The organism is Flavobacterium quisquiliarum, from assembly GCF_019308285.1.
Classification (GTDB): Bacteria; Bacteroidota; Bacteroidia; order Flavobacteriales; family Flavobacteriaceae; genus Flavobacterium; species Flavobacterium quisquiliarum.
The window spans coordinates 258,617-276,259 of record NZ_WWEM01000033.1; the positions used below are offsets into that span (position 1 = coordinate 258,617).

The 17,643-nt window shown below is 32.9% G+C and carries 18 protein-coding genes; 8 read left to right on the forward strand and 10 right to left on the reverse strand.

Annotated features, from left to right (window positions below; all coding sequences use genetic code 11):
- Positions 1 to 16: 16 nt before the first annotated feature.
- Positions 17 to 925 carry a 16S rRNA (cytosine(1402)-N(4))-methyltransferase RsmH gene (gene rsmH, locus GSY47_RS16470; RefSeq protein ID WP_179001377.1) on the reverse strand — a complete coding sequence of 303 codons (909 nt, stop codon included), beginning with the start codon at positions 923 to 925 and terminating at the stop codon, positions 17 to 19.
- Entirely contained in the window at positions 900 to 1,373 is a 474-nt protein-coding gene (locus GSY47_RS16475; protein ID WP_179001379.1) for a division/cell wall cluster transcriptional repressor MraZ, read from the reverse strand. Before GSY47_RS16475 ends, rsmH begins: the two co-directional genes overlap by 26 nt.
- 377 nt (positions 1,374 to 1,750) lie before the next feature.
- On the opposite strand from GSY47_RS16475, the gene GSY47_RS16480 reads away from it, so the two are divergent.
- The 3 genes from GSY47_RS16480 (at position 1,751) to GSY47_RS16490 (ending at position 3,956) form a co-directional block, all read left to right on the forward strand.
- Positions 1,751 to 2,515, forward strand: coding sequence for an alpha/beta fold hydrolase (locus GSY47_RS16480; RefSeq protein WP_179001381.1), 765 nt, complete (start codon positions 1,751 to 1,753; stop codon positions 2,513 to 2,515).
- A 47-nt stretch (positions 2,516 to 2,562) separates the two neighbouring features.
- Positions 2,563 to 3,195, forward strand: coding sequence for a ribosome biogenesis GTP-binding protein YihA/YsxC (gene yihA, locus GSY47_RS16485; RefSeq protein WP_179001383.1), 633 nt, complete (start codon positions 2,563 to 2,565; stop codon positions 3,193 to 3,195).
- A gap of 122 nt (positions 3,196 to 3,317) precedes the next feature.
- On the forward strand, positions 3,318 to 3,956 hold the full coding sequence (locus GSY47_RS16490) for a hypothetical protein (RefSeq protein WP_179001385.1): 639 nt from the start codon (positions 3,318 to 3,320) through the stop codon (positions 3,954 to 3,956).
- A gap of 951 nt (positions 3,957 to 4,907) precedes the next feature.
- On the opposite strand, the gene gldC is transcribed toward GSY47_RS16490, so the two are convergent.
- The gene (gene gldC / locus GSY47_RS16495; RefSeq protein ID WP_167365406.1) at positions 4,908 to 5,243 is read right to left on the reverse strand and encodes a gliding motility protein GldC; all 336 of its coding nucleotides are present in this window, start codon (positions 5,241 to 5,243) and stop codon (positions 4,908 to 4,910) included.
- Positions 5,243 to 6,202: a gliding motility lipoprotein GldB gene (gene gldB / locus GSY47_RS16500; RefSeq protein WP_219071484.1), complete on the reverse strand. Its 960-nt coding sequence runs from the start codon at positions 6,200 to 6,202 to the stop codon at positions 5,243 to 5,245. Before gldB ends, gldC begins: the two co-directional genes overlap by 1 nt.
- Positions 6,203 to 6,302: 100 nt before the next feature.
- On the opposite strand from gldB, the gene nadE reads away from it, so the two are divergent.
- Positions 6,303 to 7,109, forward strand: a complete 807-nt coding sequence (nadE, locus tag GSY47_RS16505; RefSeq protein ID WP_179001389.1) for an NAD(+) synthase — start codon at positions 6,303 to 6,305, stop codon at positions 7,107 to 7,109.
- Between the two features lie 93 nt (positions 7,110 to 7,202).
- Positions 7,203 to 7,832, forward strand: coding sequence for a response regulator transcription factor (locus GSY47_RS16510; RefSeq protein WP_091492550.1), 630 nt, complete (start codon positions 7,203 to 7,205; stop codon positions 7,830 to 7,832).
- Between the two features lie 92 nt (positions 7,833 to 7,924).
- On the opposite strand, the gene dnaG is transcribed toward GSY47_RS16510, so the two are convergent.
- From dnaG to GSY47_RS16535, 5 genes are all read right to left on the reverse strand, one after another.
- A complete protein-coding gene (dnaG, locus tag GSY47_RS16515) occupies positions 7,925 to 10,003 on the reverse strand; it encodes a DNA primase (RefSeq protein ID WP_179001391.1) in 2,079 nt (692 codons plus the stop codon).
- Between the two features lie 129 nt (positions 10,004 to 10,132).
- Positions 10,133 to 11,161: a hypothetical protein gene (locus GSY47_RS16520; RefSeq protein ID WP_179001393.1), complete on the reverse strand. Its 1,029-nt coding sequence runs from the start codon at positions 11,159 to 11,161 to the stop codon at positions 10,133 to 10,135.
- A gap of 75 nt (positions 11,162 to 11,236) precedes the next feature.
- Positions 11,237 to 11,935 carry a hypothetical protein gene (locus tag GSY47_RS16525; protein WP_179001395.1) on the reverse strand — a complete coding sequence of 233 codons (699 nt, stop codon included), beginning with the start codon at positions 11,933 to 11,935 and terminating at the stop codon, positions 11,237 to 11,239.
- Positions 11,922 to 12,482, reverse strand: a complete 561-nt coding sequence (locus tag GSY47_RS16530; protein ID WP_091492544.1) for an RNA polymerase sigma factor — start codon at positions 12,480 to 12,482, stop codon at positions 11,922 to 11,924. The genes GSY47_RS16525 and GSY47_RS16530 overlap by 14 nt, the downstream gene beginning before the upstream one ends.
- 198 nt (positions 12,483 to 12,680) lie before the next feature.
- Positions 12,681 to 13,658, reverse strand: a complete 978-nt coding sequence (locus tag GSY47_RS16535) for a polyprenyl synthetase family protein (protein WP_179001397.1) — start codon at positions 13,656 to 13,658, stop codon at positions 12,681 to 12,683.
- A gap of 159 nt (positions 13,659 to 13,817) precedes the next feature.
- Between GSY47_RS16535 and GSY47_RS16540 the strand changes: the two genes are divergently transcribed.
- Complete coding sequence (locus GSY47_RS16540) at positions 13,818 to 14,678, forward strand: hypothetical protein (RefSeq protein ID WP_179001398.1); 861 nt, start codon at positions 13,818 to 13,820, stop codon at positions 14,676 to 14,678.
- Positions 14,679 to 14,819: 141 nt separating this feature from the next.
- On the opposite strand, the gene rlmN is transcribed toward GSY47_RS16540, so the two are convergent.
- Positions 14,820 to 15,866: a 23S rRNA (adenine(2503)-C(2))-methyltransferase RlmN gene (gene rlmN / locus GSY47_RS16545; protein WP_179001400.1), complete on the reverse strand. Its 1,047-nt coding sequence runs from the start codon at positions 15,864 to 15,866 to the stop codon at positions 14,820 to 14,822.
- Between the two features lie 333 nt (positions 15,867 to 16,199).
- Between rlmN and GSY47_RS16550 the strand changes: the two genes are divergently transcribed.
- Both GSY47_RS16550 and GSY47_RS16555 read left to right on the forward strand, forming a co-directional pair.
- On the forward strand, positions 16,200 to 16,760 hold the full coding sequence (locus tag GSY47_RS16550; RefSeq protein ID WP_179001402.1) for a YceI family protein: 561 nt from the start codon (positions 16,200 to 16,202) through the stop codon (positions 16,758 to 16,760).
- Between the two features lie 308 nt (positions 16,761 to 17,068).
- On the forward strand, positions 17,069 to 17,638 hold the full coding sequence (locus GSY47_RS16555) for a YceI family protein (RefSeq protein ID WP_246611344.1): 570 nt from the start codon (positions 17,069 to 17,071) through the stop codon (positions 17,636 to 17,638).
- Positions 17,639 to 17,643: the final 5 nt, after the last annotated feature.

Sequence of the window (17,643 nt, forward strand, 5' to 3'; positions counted from 1 at the left end):
TATACCTTAATATATATTATATCTTTTCTGCGATTCTTAATTTGGCACTTCTGGCTCTATTATTTATCTTGATTTCCGCATCATCCGGAACAATCAATTTCCCTATTGTTTTGAATGGAACTGAAAAATTTCCGTAAAAATCTCTTTCTGGTTCTCCTTCAAACATTCCGTTTTTGATAAATCTTTTCACCAATCGATCTTCTAAAGAGTGGTATGAGATCACCGAAAATCTTCCGCCCGGTTTTAAAATCTCTAATGATTGTTCAATAAACTCTTTTAAAACATCCATTTCCTGATTTACCTCAATTCTGATAGCCTGATAAATCTGAGCCAAGATTTTATTTCGAACTTTCTCCGGAAGATATTTCTTCAAAACTTCTTTTAATTCATCTGTCGTTTTGATTGGGAAATCTTTTCTTGCCTCAACAATTGTTCTTGCTAAAACCGGTGCGTTTTTCAACTCCCCATAATCAAAAAAAACACGACGTAAATCCTGTTCTTCATATTCGTTAACCACCCGATAAGCATTTAAATCATTTTTCTGACTCATCCGCATATCTAATTCGGCATCAAATCGGGTTGAAAAACCTCTTTCCGGAACATCGAACTGATGTGATGAAACGCCTAAATCTGCTAAGATTCCGTCAACCTCTTTTACTCCGTGAAAACGTAAAAATCTTTTTATGAACCTAAAATTCTCATTTATCAAAGTGAACCTTTCGTCTGGCAATGCATTAGCAAGCGCATCTTCGTCTTGGTCAAATGCAAACAGCCTTCCGTTTGGTCCCAATCTTTTTAAAATCTCTTTTGAATGACCACCGCCTCCAAACGTAACATCTACATACACACCATCAGGTTTAATATCTAAACCATCAACTGTTGGATGAAGCAAAACCGGATTATGATATTCCATTGTCGTCGTCATTAATATTTCCCATTACTTCTTCGGCTAAATCTGCAAAATCCATATCTTCGCCGCTTATTGATTTTTCGTATAAATCCTTATCCCAGATCTCTACTATATTAACCGCCGATGAAAAAACCACATCTTTAGAAATACTGGCAAACGTTACCAAATCTTTTGGAACTAGCAGTCTTCCCAATGCATCAACCTCAACCACTTTAACACCAGCAGTAAACCTTCTAATGAAATCGTTGTTCTTTTTTACAAAGCGATTAAGCTTGTTGATTTTTTTCATCATTGCATCCCACTCTACCATAGGATACAACTCTAAACACGGCTGAAACACAGAACGCTTCAAAACAAATCCGTCTTGAAGTGAAGCTGTCAACTGCTTTTTCAAAGGCGCAGGCATCATTAGCCTTCCTTTAGCATCGACTTTACACTCATATGTTCCAACAATTGTGTTCAAAAAAACTAGTTAACATGTTATACAGCAAAAATATAAAAAAAAATACCACATTTTACCACTTTATACCACTTTGTTAATAAGTTTAACCACTTTACTACCACTTCTGGTAATCAACAATCAATCAATACCTTAACTATTAATTAACAGATTCCCAGATCCATTATTCATTCAAAAAAATAATGCGCTAATTTTCTTAAAAAATTGATTATTATGCAGTTTCCTTAACATTTAGATAATTTAACAAACAAGACATTAATTACTGATTTTTAGTTATTTATAAATTCTACTGAAATTATGTAGTTAAAAAATGGCAGCAAAAATTCATTTTTATTTATTTAACCCTATATTTGTCGAAATTGAAATTGGCATAAAACTAGATGGACAAACACTACAAAAAAGAAGGCAAATACAGCTATTTTGAAGCTGGAGAAGGTACACCTATCGTTATTTTGCATGGGTTAATGGGAGGTCTAAGCAACTTTGATGGTGTAGCACAATATTTCCCAACAAAAGGATATAAAGTTGTTATTCCAGATTTGCCAATCTATACACAAAGCATTTTAAAAACGAACGTAAAAAGTTTTGCCAAATACGTTAAAGACTTTATCACATTTAAAGGTTTTGATAAAGTAATTCTTCTAGGAAATTCTTTAGGAGGACACATCGCACTTTACCACACAAAGCTTTACCCTGAAAAAGTTGCCGGCCTTGTAATAACCGGAAGCTCTGGACTTTATGAAAGCGCAATGGGAGACAGTTATCCGAGAAGAGGCGATTATGAATACATCAAAAAGAAAGCAGAAGAGGTTTTTTATGACCCAAAAATTGCCACTCCCGAAATCATTGACGATGTTTATGCAACTGCAAACGACCGAATCAAACTGATCAAAACTTTAACGATTGCCAAAAGTGCCATTCGCCATAATATGGCTAAGGATTTACCAAAGATGGACGTTGAAACTTGTATTATTTGGGGTAAAAACGATTCTGTAACACCTCCGAATGTAGCCGAAGAATTTGATAAATTATTACCAAATTCTACTTTATACTGGATTGATAAATGCGGACATGCCGCAATGATGGAACACCCTCAGGAATTTAATGAAATTCTTGAAAAATGGCTTACCGAAAAGAATTTATAAGCCATTAATTACTATTTACTTTTTAGGAGGTTTTAAAACGAAGAAACATGAAAATTAATACCGCCGAATTTATTGTCAGCAATTCTGATGCCTCAAAATGTCCGAAGGATTTTTTACCAGAATATGCTTTTATTGGAAGATCAAACGTAGGTAAGTCATCCTTAATAAACATGCTTACCAACAATAAAAACTTAGCGAAAACATCTGGAAAACCAGGGAAAACACAATTAATAAATCACTTTAAAATCAATAATAATTGGTTTTTGGTCGATCTTCCTGGTTACGGTTATGCTAAAGTTTCAAAAAAAACAAAATCAATTTTCCAGCAATTTATTACAGATTATTTTGAAAATAGAGAACAACTCGTATGTGCTTTTGTTTTGATTGACATTCGCCACGAAGCTCAAAAAATAGACATTGAATTTATGTCTTATATGGGGGAAAGTGAAATTCCGTTCTGCATTATTTTTACTAAAGCAGATAAAATCAGTAAAACAAAAATTGATTCTCATATTGCCGCTTATAAAAAACAAATGTTTGCAAACAACTGGGCCGAAATGCCACAATATTTTGTAACCTCATCTACAGAATCAATTGGAAAAGAAGACCTTTTATCTTATATTGATGAAGTAAATCAAGAGGTTTTTAAAAACAACAGCGGTTTTTTAAATTCGAATTAAGACAATAATTCCAAACATAAAATCTCTAAATTCCAATCGGTGCGATTGGAATTTTTATTTTAGAGAAAAATCTTAAACAAAATGTTTTTAGGTTATATTTGAACTCAATCAAACTTAACCCTATGCGTAATTTTAAATCAACTGGTTTTACACTTTGCATTTCTTTTATATTACTATTTTCTTCCTGTCAATCATCGCATTTTATGTTTACAACAGGCCAACGAACTGGAGTTGATTTTTCTTCTGGAAAATGGCTCTTAAACGAATTGGACTGCCCAAAAAATTCAAAAGAAAAATTGACCGAGGAATCCTTAAAATTCTTCAAAAAAAATGTAGGTGATCGAGTAACTTATATTCATGATGCAAAAGGATTACTCATAACCCGAAAGATTCCCTTAAACCCTAACAGCATAAAATTAAAAGAGCTAAAAGACGGAACAGGCTTTGATTTCTTCATCAACATTTCGACTAAAAAAGACAGAAGCGATTTATCTTCTATCGAACTTTATCAAACCGAATACGGTTCTGAGAAAAATGAAGCTTCGGTAACTTTGGAAATATACGATTTGAATTTACAGCAAATTATCTATTCTCAAAAAGTTGTAGGGATAACCAACAAAGGCAACACAAAATCAATGTGGGAAACTCAAAAGTCGGATAAACTTATAGACAATATAACCCTTTACAAAAATTCAGACGCTTTGATGACAGGTGCTTTAAAACGTATTTTTAAAGATTTAAATAAAAGATCTATAAAATAATATTCGAAAATATTCAATAATAAAAAATCCAAATTCTAAACTACAAGCAAGTTTTAGGAATTTGGATTTTGCTTTTCAGCACTTATCATCTTATGATTTTGTCATTTTTATATGCTTCAAAGCCTGCCATTCTTTAAAAATTAAAAATTGGTACAAGATGTAAAACAATGAATTAAAAAACCAAAAATCAAGCAGAAATGGTTCAGTAAAAATTACAGAATCTGTATTTCCGCTCAAGAAAATAGTCGAGCTACTTACTAGATAAATAATTAATCCATTAGAGAAATAAATATAGTTTGATTTGATATTCTTGAAATTCTGAAACAAATAAATAATTGCATACAGAACAAGCAATATTGATGTTGTGCCAATTTCAAACAAATTAAACTCCCAATAAAGACTGGGCGTTCTACAATATTGCACAGCCAACAAAACTACAACCAAACCTAGAAAAAAAAGTATTGTTTTCTTCAATATTGCATTTGTAAACAAACCACGAAAAAATATACTTAAAAGAATAAATTGGAAAATGAAATAATAATGTGAAAGGAAAAAATTGGATCCGGGAGCATAAAACCCAATAATATTACAGAACAATTCATTTACGAATAAACAAATCAAATAAACCATTAATACAAAATAATGGGAATCTTTATCTTTTCGTGTTCTATAAAAAGAAACAGTGTTTACCAATAAAAAAAACAATCCGACAAGACTTACGAGAAATGGGAACAACATACTATAAAATTTACTTCACTAAAATAACCTATTAAACATTTTTTTTCTAAAATCTAAGATCAAATTCTTTTAAATACTGTATTTAAACATTAACACGGGAAAATAAACTAAAAATTCTGACCTTCTCACTTCAAAACAAAACAATAAAAAAATCCAAATCCCAAGCTTTACAATTGGAATTTGGAATTTGATTTTCATTGCTTTTTAGACTTTTTACTGTTTTGTCAACTCCAGTTTCTCTGCAAAATAATCACAGAAATCTTTCATAGTGTCAGACATTTTTTCGTCATCTGTTGCACGTTTAAAAGTATCCGACATTGCCACTAAAGTTTGGTGAAAGAAAATCTTCATTTCGTCTACTGGCATATCTTTTGTCCATAAATCGATACGCATAGTTTCTTTTGCTTTGCTGTCCCAGATTGACAACATAATTGCCTTTGCTTCTTCGGCTTGTACACCGCCATCTTGTGCGCTCCAAGTTAATTTTTCTGGAACACGGTTTTCATCTAATTCTATATTGAATTTAATCTCTGAGTTTATATTTGCCATTATTTCTTAGGTTTATATTTTGATTTTTCGAAGATTTCTTTTGGCTCAATTTTAAATAATTCTGCTAAAGAAACATCACTATTGTTTTTCATGTAAGAACGTACCATCTGCCATCCAATCCAAGCGCCAACGCGGCCGGGAGAGTCGTTATCAATCTCTAAAAAGAATTTAGAAAAAGGCGCAGGAGCTATAAATCTTGATGTCAATTTCTGATCATCACTGTAAAGCATTTCATTTTCTATAAAATAACGCCACATGTAGGCTTCATTTTCTTCACACCATTTAATTTGTTCTGGTGTGTATCCCATTTTTTCTGCATCCGTATAATTTGGAAGAAGCAAATCTTTCGCATAAAGCTGTTTTCCTTCGAAAATCATTTTCGAAACCAAACTTTTATCTACTGAATTTGAAATATTTCGGTAAGAAAAACTAGAAACCACATCTGGCATAATCTGTTTTTCTTCAAAATTCTGTTTTAAATAATTCGGAAACTCATAAAACTTATGCTCTTTTCCTAAATACAATTCCAAAGCTACTATAACAAGGCTGTCTGCATAAATTGCCTTAGCGTTATAATCCATTTCTCCAATAACGGTAATCACTTTTGGAATTTTAGTTTTTGGAAAATAATATTTTACGTGCTGAAAAAGATTGTTGAATTCTTCTCTTACAGGTTCAAAGTTACCGTACTTTTTTTGCACTTCATCATACACTTCCCTCCAAATTGGTTCTTGCATTTTTTGCAGCCAAACATTATCATCATTCCCTGCCGGAAAGAAAAAAGGATATTGTTTTTTAATCTTTGCCAAATCTTCAGGTTTGGTTTCAAAAAACACCTTATCAAAACGTTCCACCTTAACATCTACAGGAATTTCTTCCACTTCTTTTTCAACCTTAGATTTTTGGCCGCAAGACAAAAAAAACAGGCATAGAACCACTGCAAAGCGATATAATTTCATTTTATTTTAATTAGATTTGTGTTACCAGAATTTTAAGCGACTATAGACTTAAAAATAATTCTGCAAATATACATCCCTGTACTTTAAAACTTAAACTATTATGGCTAAAAAAAGCACAATTCAGACAGAAAAAGTAAATACGCATATTGTAGAGTGGCTAAAAGATTATGCTGCTAATGCGAAAGTAAACGGTTTTGTAATTGGAATCTCTGGAGGCGTAGATTCTGCTGTAACCTCAACTTTATGTGCACAGACTGGACTGAAAGTTTTGTGTGTAGAAATGCCAATTCATCAGGCAGAAAGCCAAGTAAACAGAGCAAAAGAACATATTGAACAACTAAAAAAACGTTTCCCAAATGTTTCTGACGTACAAACGGATTTAACTACAGTTTTTGAATCTTTTAAAAGTGCCGTTCCAAAAACAGATGAGGAGGCAAAAGTAAGTTTAGCGTTAGCCAACACAAGAGCACGTCTAAGAATGACTTCTTTATACTATTTAGCAGGTCTTCATGGTTTACTGGTCGCTGGAACAGGAAATAAAGTAGAAGATTTTGGAGTAGGATTTTATACAAAATATGGAGATGGAGGTGTCGATTTAAGTCCGATTGCTGATTTAATGAAATCTGACGTGTATGCTTTGGGAGAATTTTTAGAAATTCCGCAATCAATTTTAACAGCAGCACCTACAGATGGATTATTTGGAGATAATCGTACCGATGAAGATCAATTGGGAGCAAGTTATGATGAATTAGAATGGGCAATGTTAGCCGCGGAGTCAGGAAATACGGCGTCTGACTTCGAAGGGAGAGAAAAATCTGTCTTTGAAATTTATAAACGATTAAACACCAACAACAAGCATAAAATGGACCCAATTCCGGTCTGCATTATACCAAAAACGTTAAAATAATTTTTTTTAACATTTGTCAGCTATAAACTACAGAATTTATTTATTAATTTTACAGTTCCAAAAACATGAACAATTCTAAAAAAGGTAAAAATTATGATTAAAGTATGTCTAGCAGACAATCATCCTGTGACGCACTTTGGCGTTAAGTCTTATTTCAAAGACCACGATCAAATTTCAATTGTTGCCAATGTAGGCAATTTTTCAATGGTTAGAGACATCCTTCAGACGAAGGAAATCGACATTCTAATCTTAGATTTAGAGCTTGAAGGTCTTTCAAGTATCTTCGAAATCAAATCGATTTTGAAAAATTTCCCAAAAACAAAAATTGTTATTTTCAGTGATCTTGCTGAGCAAATGTACGCTCCAAACGCAATTAAAGCAGGAGTTTCCGGGTATGTACACAAAACAGAAAAACTAGAAACTCTAGGACATTCTATTATTAAAGTACAAGAAGGAAAAATTATCATCAACGAAACAGTACGCAAAAACATGGCCCTTATCGCGAAACAAAGCAAAAGCGAGCGTCTGTACAGAAAACTTTCTAATCGTGAGATTGAAGTTTTACGTTACTTAAGTGATGGAAAGAAAAACAATGAAATCTCTAAAATCTTAAATCTGAACGAAAAAACGATCAGTACTTACAAACTAAGATTATTGACTAAATTAAATGTTACTAATTTAGTTGACTTAGTAAACAAAGCTAAGACTTTAGAAATTATCTAAATTTAAATCGAAAAGCTTAGTTTTAGGCTTTTTCAAACATTTATAAAACTCTATCTATTTTGGTCCCTCAAAAAAGATAGAGTTTTTTCTTTTTATTGGTAGTGGTAAGGTACTACTACACGACCTAATTTCTTCGAAAAATTATTCAATAGTTTAGAATAATCCATAACCATGCTCAAAGTTTCTGAGTTATCTTCTTGCGGATTGGTTAAAAGAGAATTCTTTAATTCTGCAATAATTGCTGACACCAAATACCATCGCAAAGCAAATATGGTCTCCGAAACATTCTGTTCGATTGTTTCACTTTTTTGTTTCGGAAAAATATTTTGCCCTTCCCAATTATGGATGGTCAACCTTTCGTCTTCCATTAAAATGTTGGTTACTTCCTGAGCAAATTCAGGTTCAAGACGCATCAAATATTTATCTAAACTAAAGGTCTCATTCTGATTGTAAAAATCAATAATATTATTGTAAATGTTTTGAAATAAAACATTTGACAATTGTATCTCATCTTCCTGAAGACTTAAGTATATTTTTTCGAATACTTTATATTGTCTTTTTTCCGAAACCTCTTTTACATTTCCTTCTTCATCTGCTTTCAAGAAAACATCTTCAAAATCTTCTACTACACTTCCATACAAAAGTAAAACCTCAATGACTTTCCTTTCGAAACCATATAAAATATCAACTTTTTGATTTTGTTCTTGCGGATAATATCCTGGATCTCCTGGATAATCATAACCTTCCGGCGGACCAGTTCTTGGATCTTCTGGATCTCCTCCGGAAAATGAGCCTGCATTTGGAGATTGGTTCCTATGAACTTCAAAAGGTTTTTGTTCTTGTCTTTGCTTTTTGTTCGCATCGGCAAGATCTTTTTGAATCAGCTGTGCTAATGTGCTTACTAAAACCTGCTCCGAAATATCCATAATCCGGGCACATTCCTGAATATAAACTTCACGCTGGATACGGTCTGGTATTTTTGAAATACTCGATACCATATCACGAATCAGGTCGGCTTTTTTGATGGGATCGTTTTTTGCTTCATCCATCAAGATAGAAGCTTTAAACTGTATGAAGTCTTTGCTGTTTTCTTCTAAATAAGAAACCAATGCATCGTGCGAATTTTTGCGGGCAAAACTATCAGGATCTTCTCCGTCAGGAAAAGAACAGACTCTTACATTCATCCCTTCCTCCAAAATCAAATCGATTCCTCGAATAGAGGCACGTAATCCTGCCGCATCTCCATCAAAAAGAACGGTTATGTTTCTTGTCAAACGATTTACTAAACGAATTTGATCCGGCGTTAAAGCTGTTCCAGATGAAGCCACCACATTTTCAATTCCTGCCTGATTAAACTGAATTACATCGGTATAACCTTCAACTAAATAACAGTTGTTTTGTTTAGCAATAGATTGTTTAGCGTGATAAATTCCGTAAAGCACTTTACTCTTATGGTAAATTTCGCTTTCAGGAGAGTTTAAATATTTAGCCGCTTTTTTATCATTGGTTAAAATACGTCCTCCAAAACCCAAAACACGTCCCGACATACTTTGAATAGGAAACATTACACGTCCTTTAAATCGATCAAACGGACGGTCTTCTCTTGGAATGGTTAAACCTGTACCTTCTAAAAATTCTAATTTGTATCCTTTTCCAAGGGCTTCTTTCGTCAAAGCGTCCCAGGTTTCTGGAGAATATCCTAAATTGAATTTTTTGATGGTTTCGTTTGTAAATCCTCTTTCTTTGAAATAAGAGTATCCAATCGCTTTTCCTTCTTCACTATTTAAAAGTACGTCGTTAAAATATTTAGCAGCAAATTCAGAAACCAGATACATACTTTCGCGAACATCTGTCATTGCTTTTTCTGCATCTGTCTGTTCGGTTTCTTCTATTTCTATATTGTATTTTCTGGCCAAATATCGAATGGCTTCCGGATAGGTAAATTGTGAATGTTCCATTAAGAATTTAACGGAATTTCCTCCTTTTCCTGTGCTAAAATCTTTCCAGATTCCTTTTGCAGGCGAAACCATAAACGAAGGAGAACGCTCATCTGAGAACGGACTCAACCCTTTGAAATTACTTCCTGCGCGCTTTAAATTCACAAAATCGCCGATAACCTCCTCTACTCGAGCAGTTTCAAAAACAGAATCAATGGTGGCTTGTGAAATCAAAGTGTATTAAAATTTAAAAGTTGAGAGCTTGCAAAAATACGCAAATCCTACTGGAATTTCGATGCTTTTTTAAAACAAAAAAGCATCTCGATATAAGATGCTTTTTTCACTAACTAAACGACCAATTTTTTAGTTTAAATCTACTCGAAGTCCTAACGATATGTTATTCTCTTTGATTAAATTATCCTGAAACAATGGGTTTAAATCGTATTTAAAATATAAACTCAGTTCTCTGTAGCCGATATACGAACTCAGACCATAAACAAAATTGTTTACATTGTAATCGCCTTTTATTCTCGTTTTATATTTCAAATCTTCTTCTTCATATTTTAAAATCTGTTTTGATTTTACATTGATTCCTGCATAACCTCCAACTCCAAAACGGAAACTTTTATGGGTTTTAAAATATTTTACACCATCTTTTTCTGTTGGTCTTGTAAAATCGAATTCCAAATGCACCGGTGCAACCAAATAAACATTTCTAAAACGAGATTCAGTTAAATGAATTGGATTTTCAACCAAATTGGTCTGATCTCCATCAACCACAAAACTTTTATTATTTGTTGGACGAATATTGTTATACATTAACGACAAACCATATTTTGCATGAAGCAGATTATCGTTTTTCATTAATCTTGAATTATACGTAAAACCCCATTCGTAAAAATGTGAACCTATAAAACTGTAATTGGAATCCTGAAGTTTTCCGTCGACAAGTGTATTATTTAATCCCATTGCAAAAACAAACTGAGATGTTGTTCTTCTTTCACCGCGAATAGAATCTTTATTACGATCTCCTGGTTTCCAGCGAATCATATATACTTTAGAAGAATCTTCTTTGATTTTTCCGTCGACTTTTTTCTGAACCAAATCGTTTAATTCATTTTGAGCCAGTGTAATTTTCTCTTCCATAATTACAGCTCTTGCTTCTGCTAATTCTTTTTTACGCTTTTCAGCCTGTTCCTGCGTAATCTTTCCTTCAGACAATTGAACGTTTACAGCTTCAACCTCTTCTTTTAAGGCTTCTTTTTCTTCTTTTGTAATCTTCTCGATTTTATTAGCAATTCTTTTCGTTTCAGATTCAAAAGTTTCTTGTCCCATTACTTTACTCACCAAAAGGAAAAAGAAAAGAATGAAATAAATAGTAAAATTTTTCATGATTGATTGATTTTTTAAAATGATTGATTAGTGATTGATGATTTTTTTTAATTGAGATTGACATTGGTATTCCAACTATTCCTGTTTATTTCTGTTTGATAAAGCGACTTTTACCTCTTGCAGGTTTTTATTTACTTTAGTAATTACTTTTTCTCTAAAAGAAAGTTCCAATTCGCCGTCTACCTGATTTAACAAATCGGCGGCATTGATTTTTACTTTTGCTTTTTTGGCACCGTTTTGAGCCAAAACTTTTTCTTCAGCAGTTTGTAATAATTGGTCAACATTTTCTTTTTTAGGAATTTCCGGAATTACAGTTTGATTGATTGTTGATTGATTGTTTTCGATGATGATTGAAGACTCCGCTATTTGATTTGATTCATTTTTACTGGTTTTATTTGAGATTGGATGGTTTGCTTTTTTTACTGTGTTTAAAGCCTCTTTCGAAGTCTCCTCAGAAACAGCAACTTCCGTTTTTACTGAATCCTCTATATCTAAAACAGGCTCAGTAACCGATTCTTTTTCAACCTCTTTTTCTACAACTATAGTTCTTGGCGTTTCAACAACATTTTTATTTTGATTAAAAAATAGAGTTCCAATCAATAAAAAACCTATGAAACTTGCTGCTATATACAGCCATTTTCTGTTTTTCTTTGTTTTCTTTTCTTCTTGAACGCTTAACATAGCATCCAATCGATCCCAGGCTTTATTGCTTGGTTCAATTCTGCGTTCGTTTAGCTTTTCACGGAAATCCTTTTCAAAATTATTCGGTTCCATTATCTTGTTTTTTTAAAATAGTAATTTGTGTTTGCAGCATTTTTCTAGCGTGCGATAATTGCGATTTTGATGTTCCTTCATTAATTCCTAACATCTTGGCAATTTCATTGTGTTTATAACCTTCAATAGCGTATAAATTAAAAACCATTTTGTACCCATCCGGCAAAGCATCAATTAAATACTGAATCTGTTCTACGGTAAACTGGCTGTCGATTTCATTAAAGCTTTCTTCAACAAAAAACTCATCTTCTGCAAATTTTACTTTTTTCTGAACTCGTAAATAAGAAATACATTCGTTAACCATAATTCGGCGGATCCAGCCTTCAAAACTTCCTTTGTGTTCAAAGTTTTTCAAATTTGTAAACACTTTCATGAAAGCCGTTATCATTACATCTTCTGCCAATTGAATATCCTTTATATATTGACGGCATACACTCAACATTTTTGAAGAATATTTACCGTAAATCTGCTGCTGTGCCTGACGATTGTTCTCGACAGCCAGCTTTATAATTTTGGTTTCTTCTTGATGTAACGAAATAATTTTCATTAATAAGCTTTTGGTTTTGGTTTTAGAAACAGACTTCTATTAGCATAGACGATTGTCGATTTGAAATGGTTGCATGAGGTTTGAAAAATTTCAATAAAAAAATTCCAAATACCAACGTACACAAAACAAACAATTGATTTACAACAAAGTAAACCAATTATCTAATTGACAAATTTTCTAATTATTTAATTGTAGGAATTATTTTTTTCTTTCAATGACGTAGTTAACCATCAAAGTCAAAGCGTCTTTGTATTCAGAATCTTCGAAGTTTTGAAGTAATGCAAGCGCTTCCTGCTGGAATTCGACCATTTTGTTTTCGGCATAAGCCAAACCATTATTATTTTTTACAAAGGCAATCACTTCTTTTACGCGTTTTTTGTCTTTGTTGTGGTTCTTGATAGAGTTAATCAACCACTTTTTTTCCTGCGGTGTACAAGTATTTAAAACATGAATTAAAGGCAAAGTCATTTTTTGCTCTTTAATATCGATTCCAGTTGGTTTTCCGATGGCTTCTTCACTGTAATCAAATAAATCGTCTTTGATTTGAAATGCCATTCCGATCAATTCACCAAACTTTCGCATGTTTTCTACCTGAACGTCGTCTTCGATTACGGCTTTCGCGCCAAGCGCACAACAAGCAGCAATAAGCGTTGCGGTTTTCTTTCTGATGATTTCGTAATAAACATCTTCCGTAATATCTAATCTTCTGGCTTTTTCTATTTGAAGTAATTCTCCTTCGCTCATTTCACGAACAGCAACCGAAATGATTCTTAATAAATCAAAATCGCCATTATCGATAGAAAGAAGTAATCCTTTAGACAATAAATAATCGCCTACTAAAACAGCAATTTTGTTTTTCCAAAGTGCATTGATAGAGAAAAATCCACGGCGGCGATTACTATCGTCTACCACATCATCGTGTACTAAAGTTGCGGTATGAATTAATTCGATAACCGAAGCTCCGCGATATGTTCTTTCGTTTACAGTTCCTCCAGAAACCATTTTTGCAGTAAGAAAAACAAACATCGGACGCATTTGTTTTCCCTTGCGGTTTACGATATAATAAGTGATTCTGTTTAGTAAGGCAACCTTGGAAGTCATCGATTCATGGAACTTCTTTTCAAAAAGTTCCATCTCGTTAAAAATAGGTTGCTTTATTTGAGACGTAATATTCATTTAGATTTCAAATATACTATTTTAAATAAAAATACGTTGTGTATTTTAGGTTAGGATTTAAAAAAAATACGCCTTAATCTAAAAATAACCACCAAAAATAGCTCTAACTAATACTGATTTGAATTCATTAATTAAAAGAAGAACCCAAAACTATTATTTATGAAAACAAAATTTTTATTAATTAGCACTTGTATTACGATGTCTTTTTTTATCAGCTGTAATTCTGATGAAAAAACAAATGATGGATCAGGAACAGCGATTACCAACGATGAAATTATCACCAATTCTAAAATCGATGCCACTGTAGATGATGTTACCAATATTGCCGAAGATCAATTTACCTCACAACTGAATATAAATTCAAAATATGGAGGACCTAAAAAGAATTTTCTTCCAAGCTGTGCCACTATAACAACCGTTTTAACCAATAATACTTGGACAAAAACAGTAGATTTTGGCGTTGAAGGTTGTACTTTAAATAATGGAAATACGGTTAAAGGAAAAATGATCGTTTCTTTTTCTAACGATTTTAGTTCTTCGACTCAAACTATTAGTTACACTTTTGAAGGATTTTATCATAACGGCAAAAAACTTCAGGGAAGCAAAAGTATTGTTCGAACTATTAAAGAAACAAATTTGTTAGTTACGCCTCATCCTGTATCTACCGCATCGATAGATTTAACGATTACATTTGATGATGGCGGCGTTTATACTAGAAAAGGAACTTTGGTTAAAGAAATGACTTCCGGATATGATACTTGGTACGATTGGGATGATAATGTTTTTATGGTTACTGGAAGTGGTTCTACAACTTTTCCTAACGGAGATACATACTCAGCTGAAATTACAACTCCTTTACAATTCAATGCTTCTTGCAGAAAATCTTTTGCGGTAAAAGGAATTGTTTCTATTACTAAAAATAGTGCTTCGGCAACTATAGATTACGGAAACGGAGATTGTGACTCTCTTGCAACAGTAACCAAAGATGGGGTTACAGAAGAAATTGATTTGAAAAAATAGAATCCTTTTTGCCCAAAAAAAGCATTAAAAACGAGGCTTACGCCTTGTTTTTAATGCTTTTTTTTTGATATTCCAAATATGTGAACGGACATATTTTTCTACCGATGAGATACTCCTAGCGGAGTATATTCTGGCGAATATTTATTCTGCTTCTTTGTTGGCTAGTTGTCCGCAGGCAGCGTCGATGTCTTTTCCTCGGCTTCTTCTTACTTTAACCACCACTCCAATATTTTCTAATGCTTTTATGTAGGCCATAATAGCTTCTTCTGAAGCTTGCTGGAATTCTCCGTCATCAATTGGATTGTATTCAATTAAGTTTACTTTGCATGGAACATATTTACAGAATTTCACTAAAGCATCAACCGAAGCTTTGTCGTCGTTAATTCCTTTCCAGACTACATATTCGTATGAAATTTTACTTTTGGTTTTTCTGTACCAATATTCTAAGGCTTCTCTTAGATCTTTTAACGGAAAGTTTTTACTGAAAGGCATGATTCGCGCACGAGTTTCATCAATTGCTGAATGCAGAGAAACGGCTAATTTGAACTTCACATCATCATCTGCCATTTTTTTGATCATTTTCGGAATTCCGGAAGTCGAAACCATAATACGTTTTGGAGACATTCCTAAACCTTCTTCTGAAGTAATCATATCAATTGCTTTAATGACATTATTATAATTCATTAAAGGCTCTCCCATTCCCATGAAAACAATATTCGAAAGCGGATGATTGTAATACAAACGGCTTTCTTTATCAATAGCCAGAACTTGATCGTAAATTTCGCCTGGTTCTAGATTACGCATTCTTTTTAATCTAGCTGTAGCACAAAAATTACAATCTAAACTGCACCCAACCTGACTCGATACACAAGCTGTAGTTCTGGTATCTGTCGGAATTAAAACCGATTCCACTACAAGTCCGTCATGAAGTCTTACGGCATTTTTTACAGTTCCGTCACTACTTTTTTGCATGGTATCAACCTTAATATGATTGATAACAAAATTATTCTCCAGCATAGACCTTGTAGTCTTGGCTACATTAGTCATATCTTCAAAACTGTGAGCTCCTTTGCTCCACAACCATTCATAAACCTGATTGCCACGAAACGCTTTATCTCCATTTTCAACGAAAAAATCGCGAAGCTGGTCTTTTGATAAGGCGCGTATGTCTTTTTTCTCCATTTGCATGCTGCAAAGTTAATCACTTTTGTCATTTTTCTTTGCATTTTAAATACATTCTTAAAATCTCATTCAAAAAAAGCGAATCATTACAGTTTTCGTAAAAAACACACAACTTAATAAAAGACAAATATTTACAACCGAAATTATTCTTCATAAATCCTACCTATATATATAACCTCAACAATTCATCCTTTACAATAAAGATTTAATAAAACTTTTGTCATGATTTTTATCATTCCGTTTGTTTTATGTCAGTCCTAATTTTGACCCAAGAAATAAGGTTAGTTCTCAACCACTTCATTGAACTCTCCTGATTAAAATTAACCTAACATAATCAAGATGAAAACAATTAAATCAATCCTATTAACGGTACTATTCACAACAGCTACTTTACAAATAAATGCACAACGAACTTATAGTGTAAATGCAAGTTCAACTTTTGAAGTTGCCGGAACTTCAACTGTACACGATTGGGTAATGAAATCTTCAGAAGGAACAGGAACGGCAAATTTAACTATCAAAGATTCTAAACTAACAGGGATAAACAGTTTAAGCATTTCATTATTAGCAGAAAGCTTAAAAAGCTACAAAGCCAGTATGGATAAAGTCGCTTATGAAGCTTTAGACACAGAAAATCATCAAAACATTGAATACGTTTTAAAATCTGCTGCTAAAATTGACGATACCACTTGGAACCTAACAGGAGTTTATACGATTGCTGGCGTAAGCAGAGAGTTTGTCACACAAGTAAGAATAACCTATAATAATGGAATTTTCACTTTACAAGGCTCAAACCAGATCACTTTCGCCGATTTTGAAATGGCTCCTCCAAAAGCAGCTCTTGGTGTTGTAAAAGCGGGAAAAGACTTGACAGTAATCTTCAACATCATTTTAAGCTAAACAAAGCACTTTTTAATTGTTAAAAATCCTCCAAATTATCCCTAGGGATTCTTACTTCTAAAATCTTAAAAATTCATAATTCAACAAATTTATACGTTCTTTTTTGCCTTAGTGATCGATTTCGTAAAAAATGAAAACGTTGTAGTTATTAAATACCTATTTAATAAAATTTTAACAATGATTTTTATCATGTATTTCTCTGATTTATAGGGGGATCTTTGATACAAGTTAAAACAACATTCTTAGTACTAAATAGAAACTGGCCGACTTATTAACTTATTTTTTTACAATAAAAAAACATGACTAACATGAAAACAAGTACAATAAAATTTTTCGCATTAGTAACAGCTTTCTTCGGAATTACATCAATTGTTACCGCACAAAAATCATACAATTTAGACAGCAAATCTACTTTCTCTGTTGCAGGAACTTCAACACTTCATGACTGGGAAATGAAATCGGCTTCTGGAACAGGAACTGCATCCTTAAATATCGCTAACGGAAAATTAACTGATATCGATGCATTAGCCATAACGCTTCCAGCAGAAACCGTAAAAAGCGAGAAAAAAAGCATGGATAAAGTAGCTTACGAAACTTTAAAAACAGACAAAAACAAAAACATTAAATATGTTCTAAAATCTGCTGAAAAAGTAAATGAAACTACTTGGGAACTAACTGGAACATATACTATCGCCGGAGTCAGCAAAGTGTACAAAACAACTGCAAAAACAACTGTTACAAAAGACGGTTTGAATCTGCAGGGATCTAATAAAATCACTTTCACAGATTTCGGAATGAAATCGCCAACTGCAATGTTGGGAACTATTAAAACAGGTCAAGACCTAACCATAAAATTTAATTTAAACTTTAATCTATAGCCGCC

Bases quoted from the DNA above. Each gene is read 5' to 3' on its own strand.
- gldB (WP_219071484.1), bottom strand. From the start codon at position 6,202: ATGAAATTATATCGCTTTGCAGTGGTTCTATGCCTGTTTTTTTTGTCT.
- GSY47_RS16550 (WP_179001402.1), top strand. From the start codon at position 16,200: ATGAAAACAATTAAATCAATCCTATTAACGGTACTATTCACAACAGCT.
- GSY47_RS16540 (WP_179001398.1), top strand. From the start codon at position 13,818: ATGAAAACAAAATTTTTATTAATTAGCACTTGTATTACGATGTCTTTT.
- GSY47_RS16520 (WP_179001393.1), bottom strand. From the start codon at position 11,161: ATGAAAAATTTTACTATTTATTTCATTCTTTTCTTTTTCCTTTTGGTG.
- gldC (WP_167365406.1), bottom strand. From the start codon at position 5,243: ATGGCAAATATAAACTCAGAGATTAAATTCAATATAGAATTAGATGAA.
- GSY47_RS16525 (WP_179001395.1), bottom strand. From the start codon at position 11,935: ATGGAACCGAATAATTTTGAAAAGGATTTCCGTGAAAAGCTAAACGAA.
- nadE (WP_179001389.1), top strand. From the start codon at position 6,303: ATGGCTAAAAAAAGCACAATTCAGACAGAAAAAGTAAATACGCATATT.
- GSY47_RS16535 (WP_179001397.1), bottom strand. From the start codon at position 13,658: ATGAATATTACGTCTCAAATAAAGCAACCTATTTTTAACGAGATGGAA.
- GSY47_RS16530 (WP_091492544.1), bottom strand. From the start codon at position 12,482: ATGAAAATTATTTCGTTACATCAAGAAGAAACCAAAATTATAAAGCTG.
- rsmH (WP_179001377.1), bottom strand. From the start codon at position 925: ATGACGACGACAATGGAATATCATAATCCGGTTTTGCTTCATCCAACA.
- GSY47_RS16480 (WP_179001381.1), top strand. From the start codon at position 1,751: ATGGACAAACACTACAAAAAAGAAGGCAAATACAGCTATTTTGAAGCT.
- GSY47_RS16510 (WP_091492550.1), top strand. From the start codon at position 7,203: ATGATTAAAGTATGTCTAGCAGACAATCATCCTGTGACGCACTTTGGC.
- rlmN (WP_179001400.1), bottom strand. From the start codon at position 15,866: ATGCAAATGGAGAAAAAAGACATACGCGCCTTATCAAAAGACCAGCTT.
- GSY47_RS16555 (WP_246611344.1), top strand. From the start codon at position 17,069: ATGAAAACAAGTACAATAAAATTTTTCGCATTAGTAACAGCTTTCTTC.
- yihA (WP_179001383.1), top strand. From the start codon at position 2,563: ATGAAAATTAATACCGCCGAATTTATTGTCAGCAATTCTGATGCCTCA.
- GSY47_RS16490 (WP_179001385.1), top strand. From the start codon at position 3,318: ATGCGTAATTTTAAATCAACTGGTTTTACACTTTGCATTTCTTTTATA.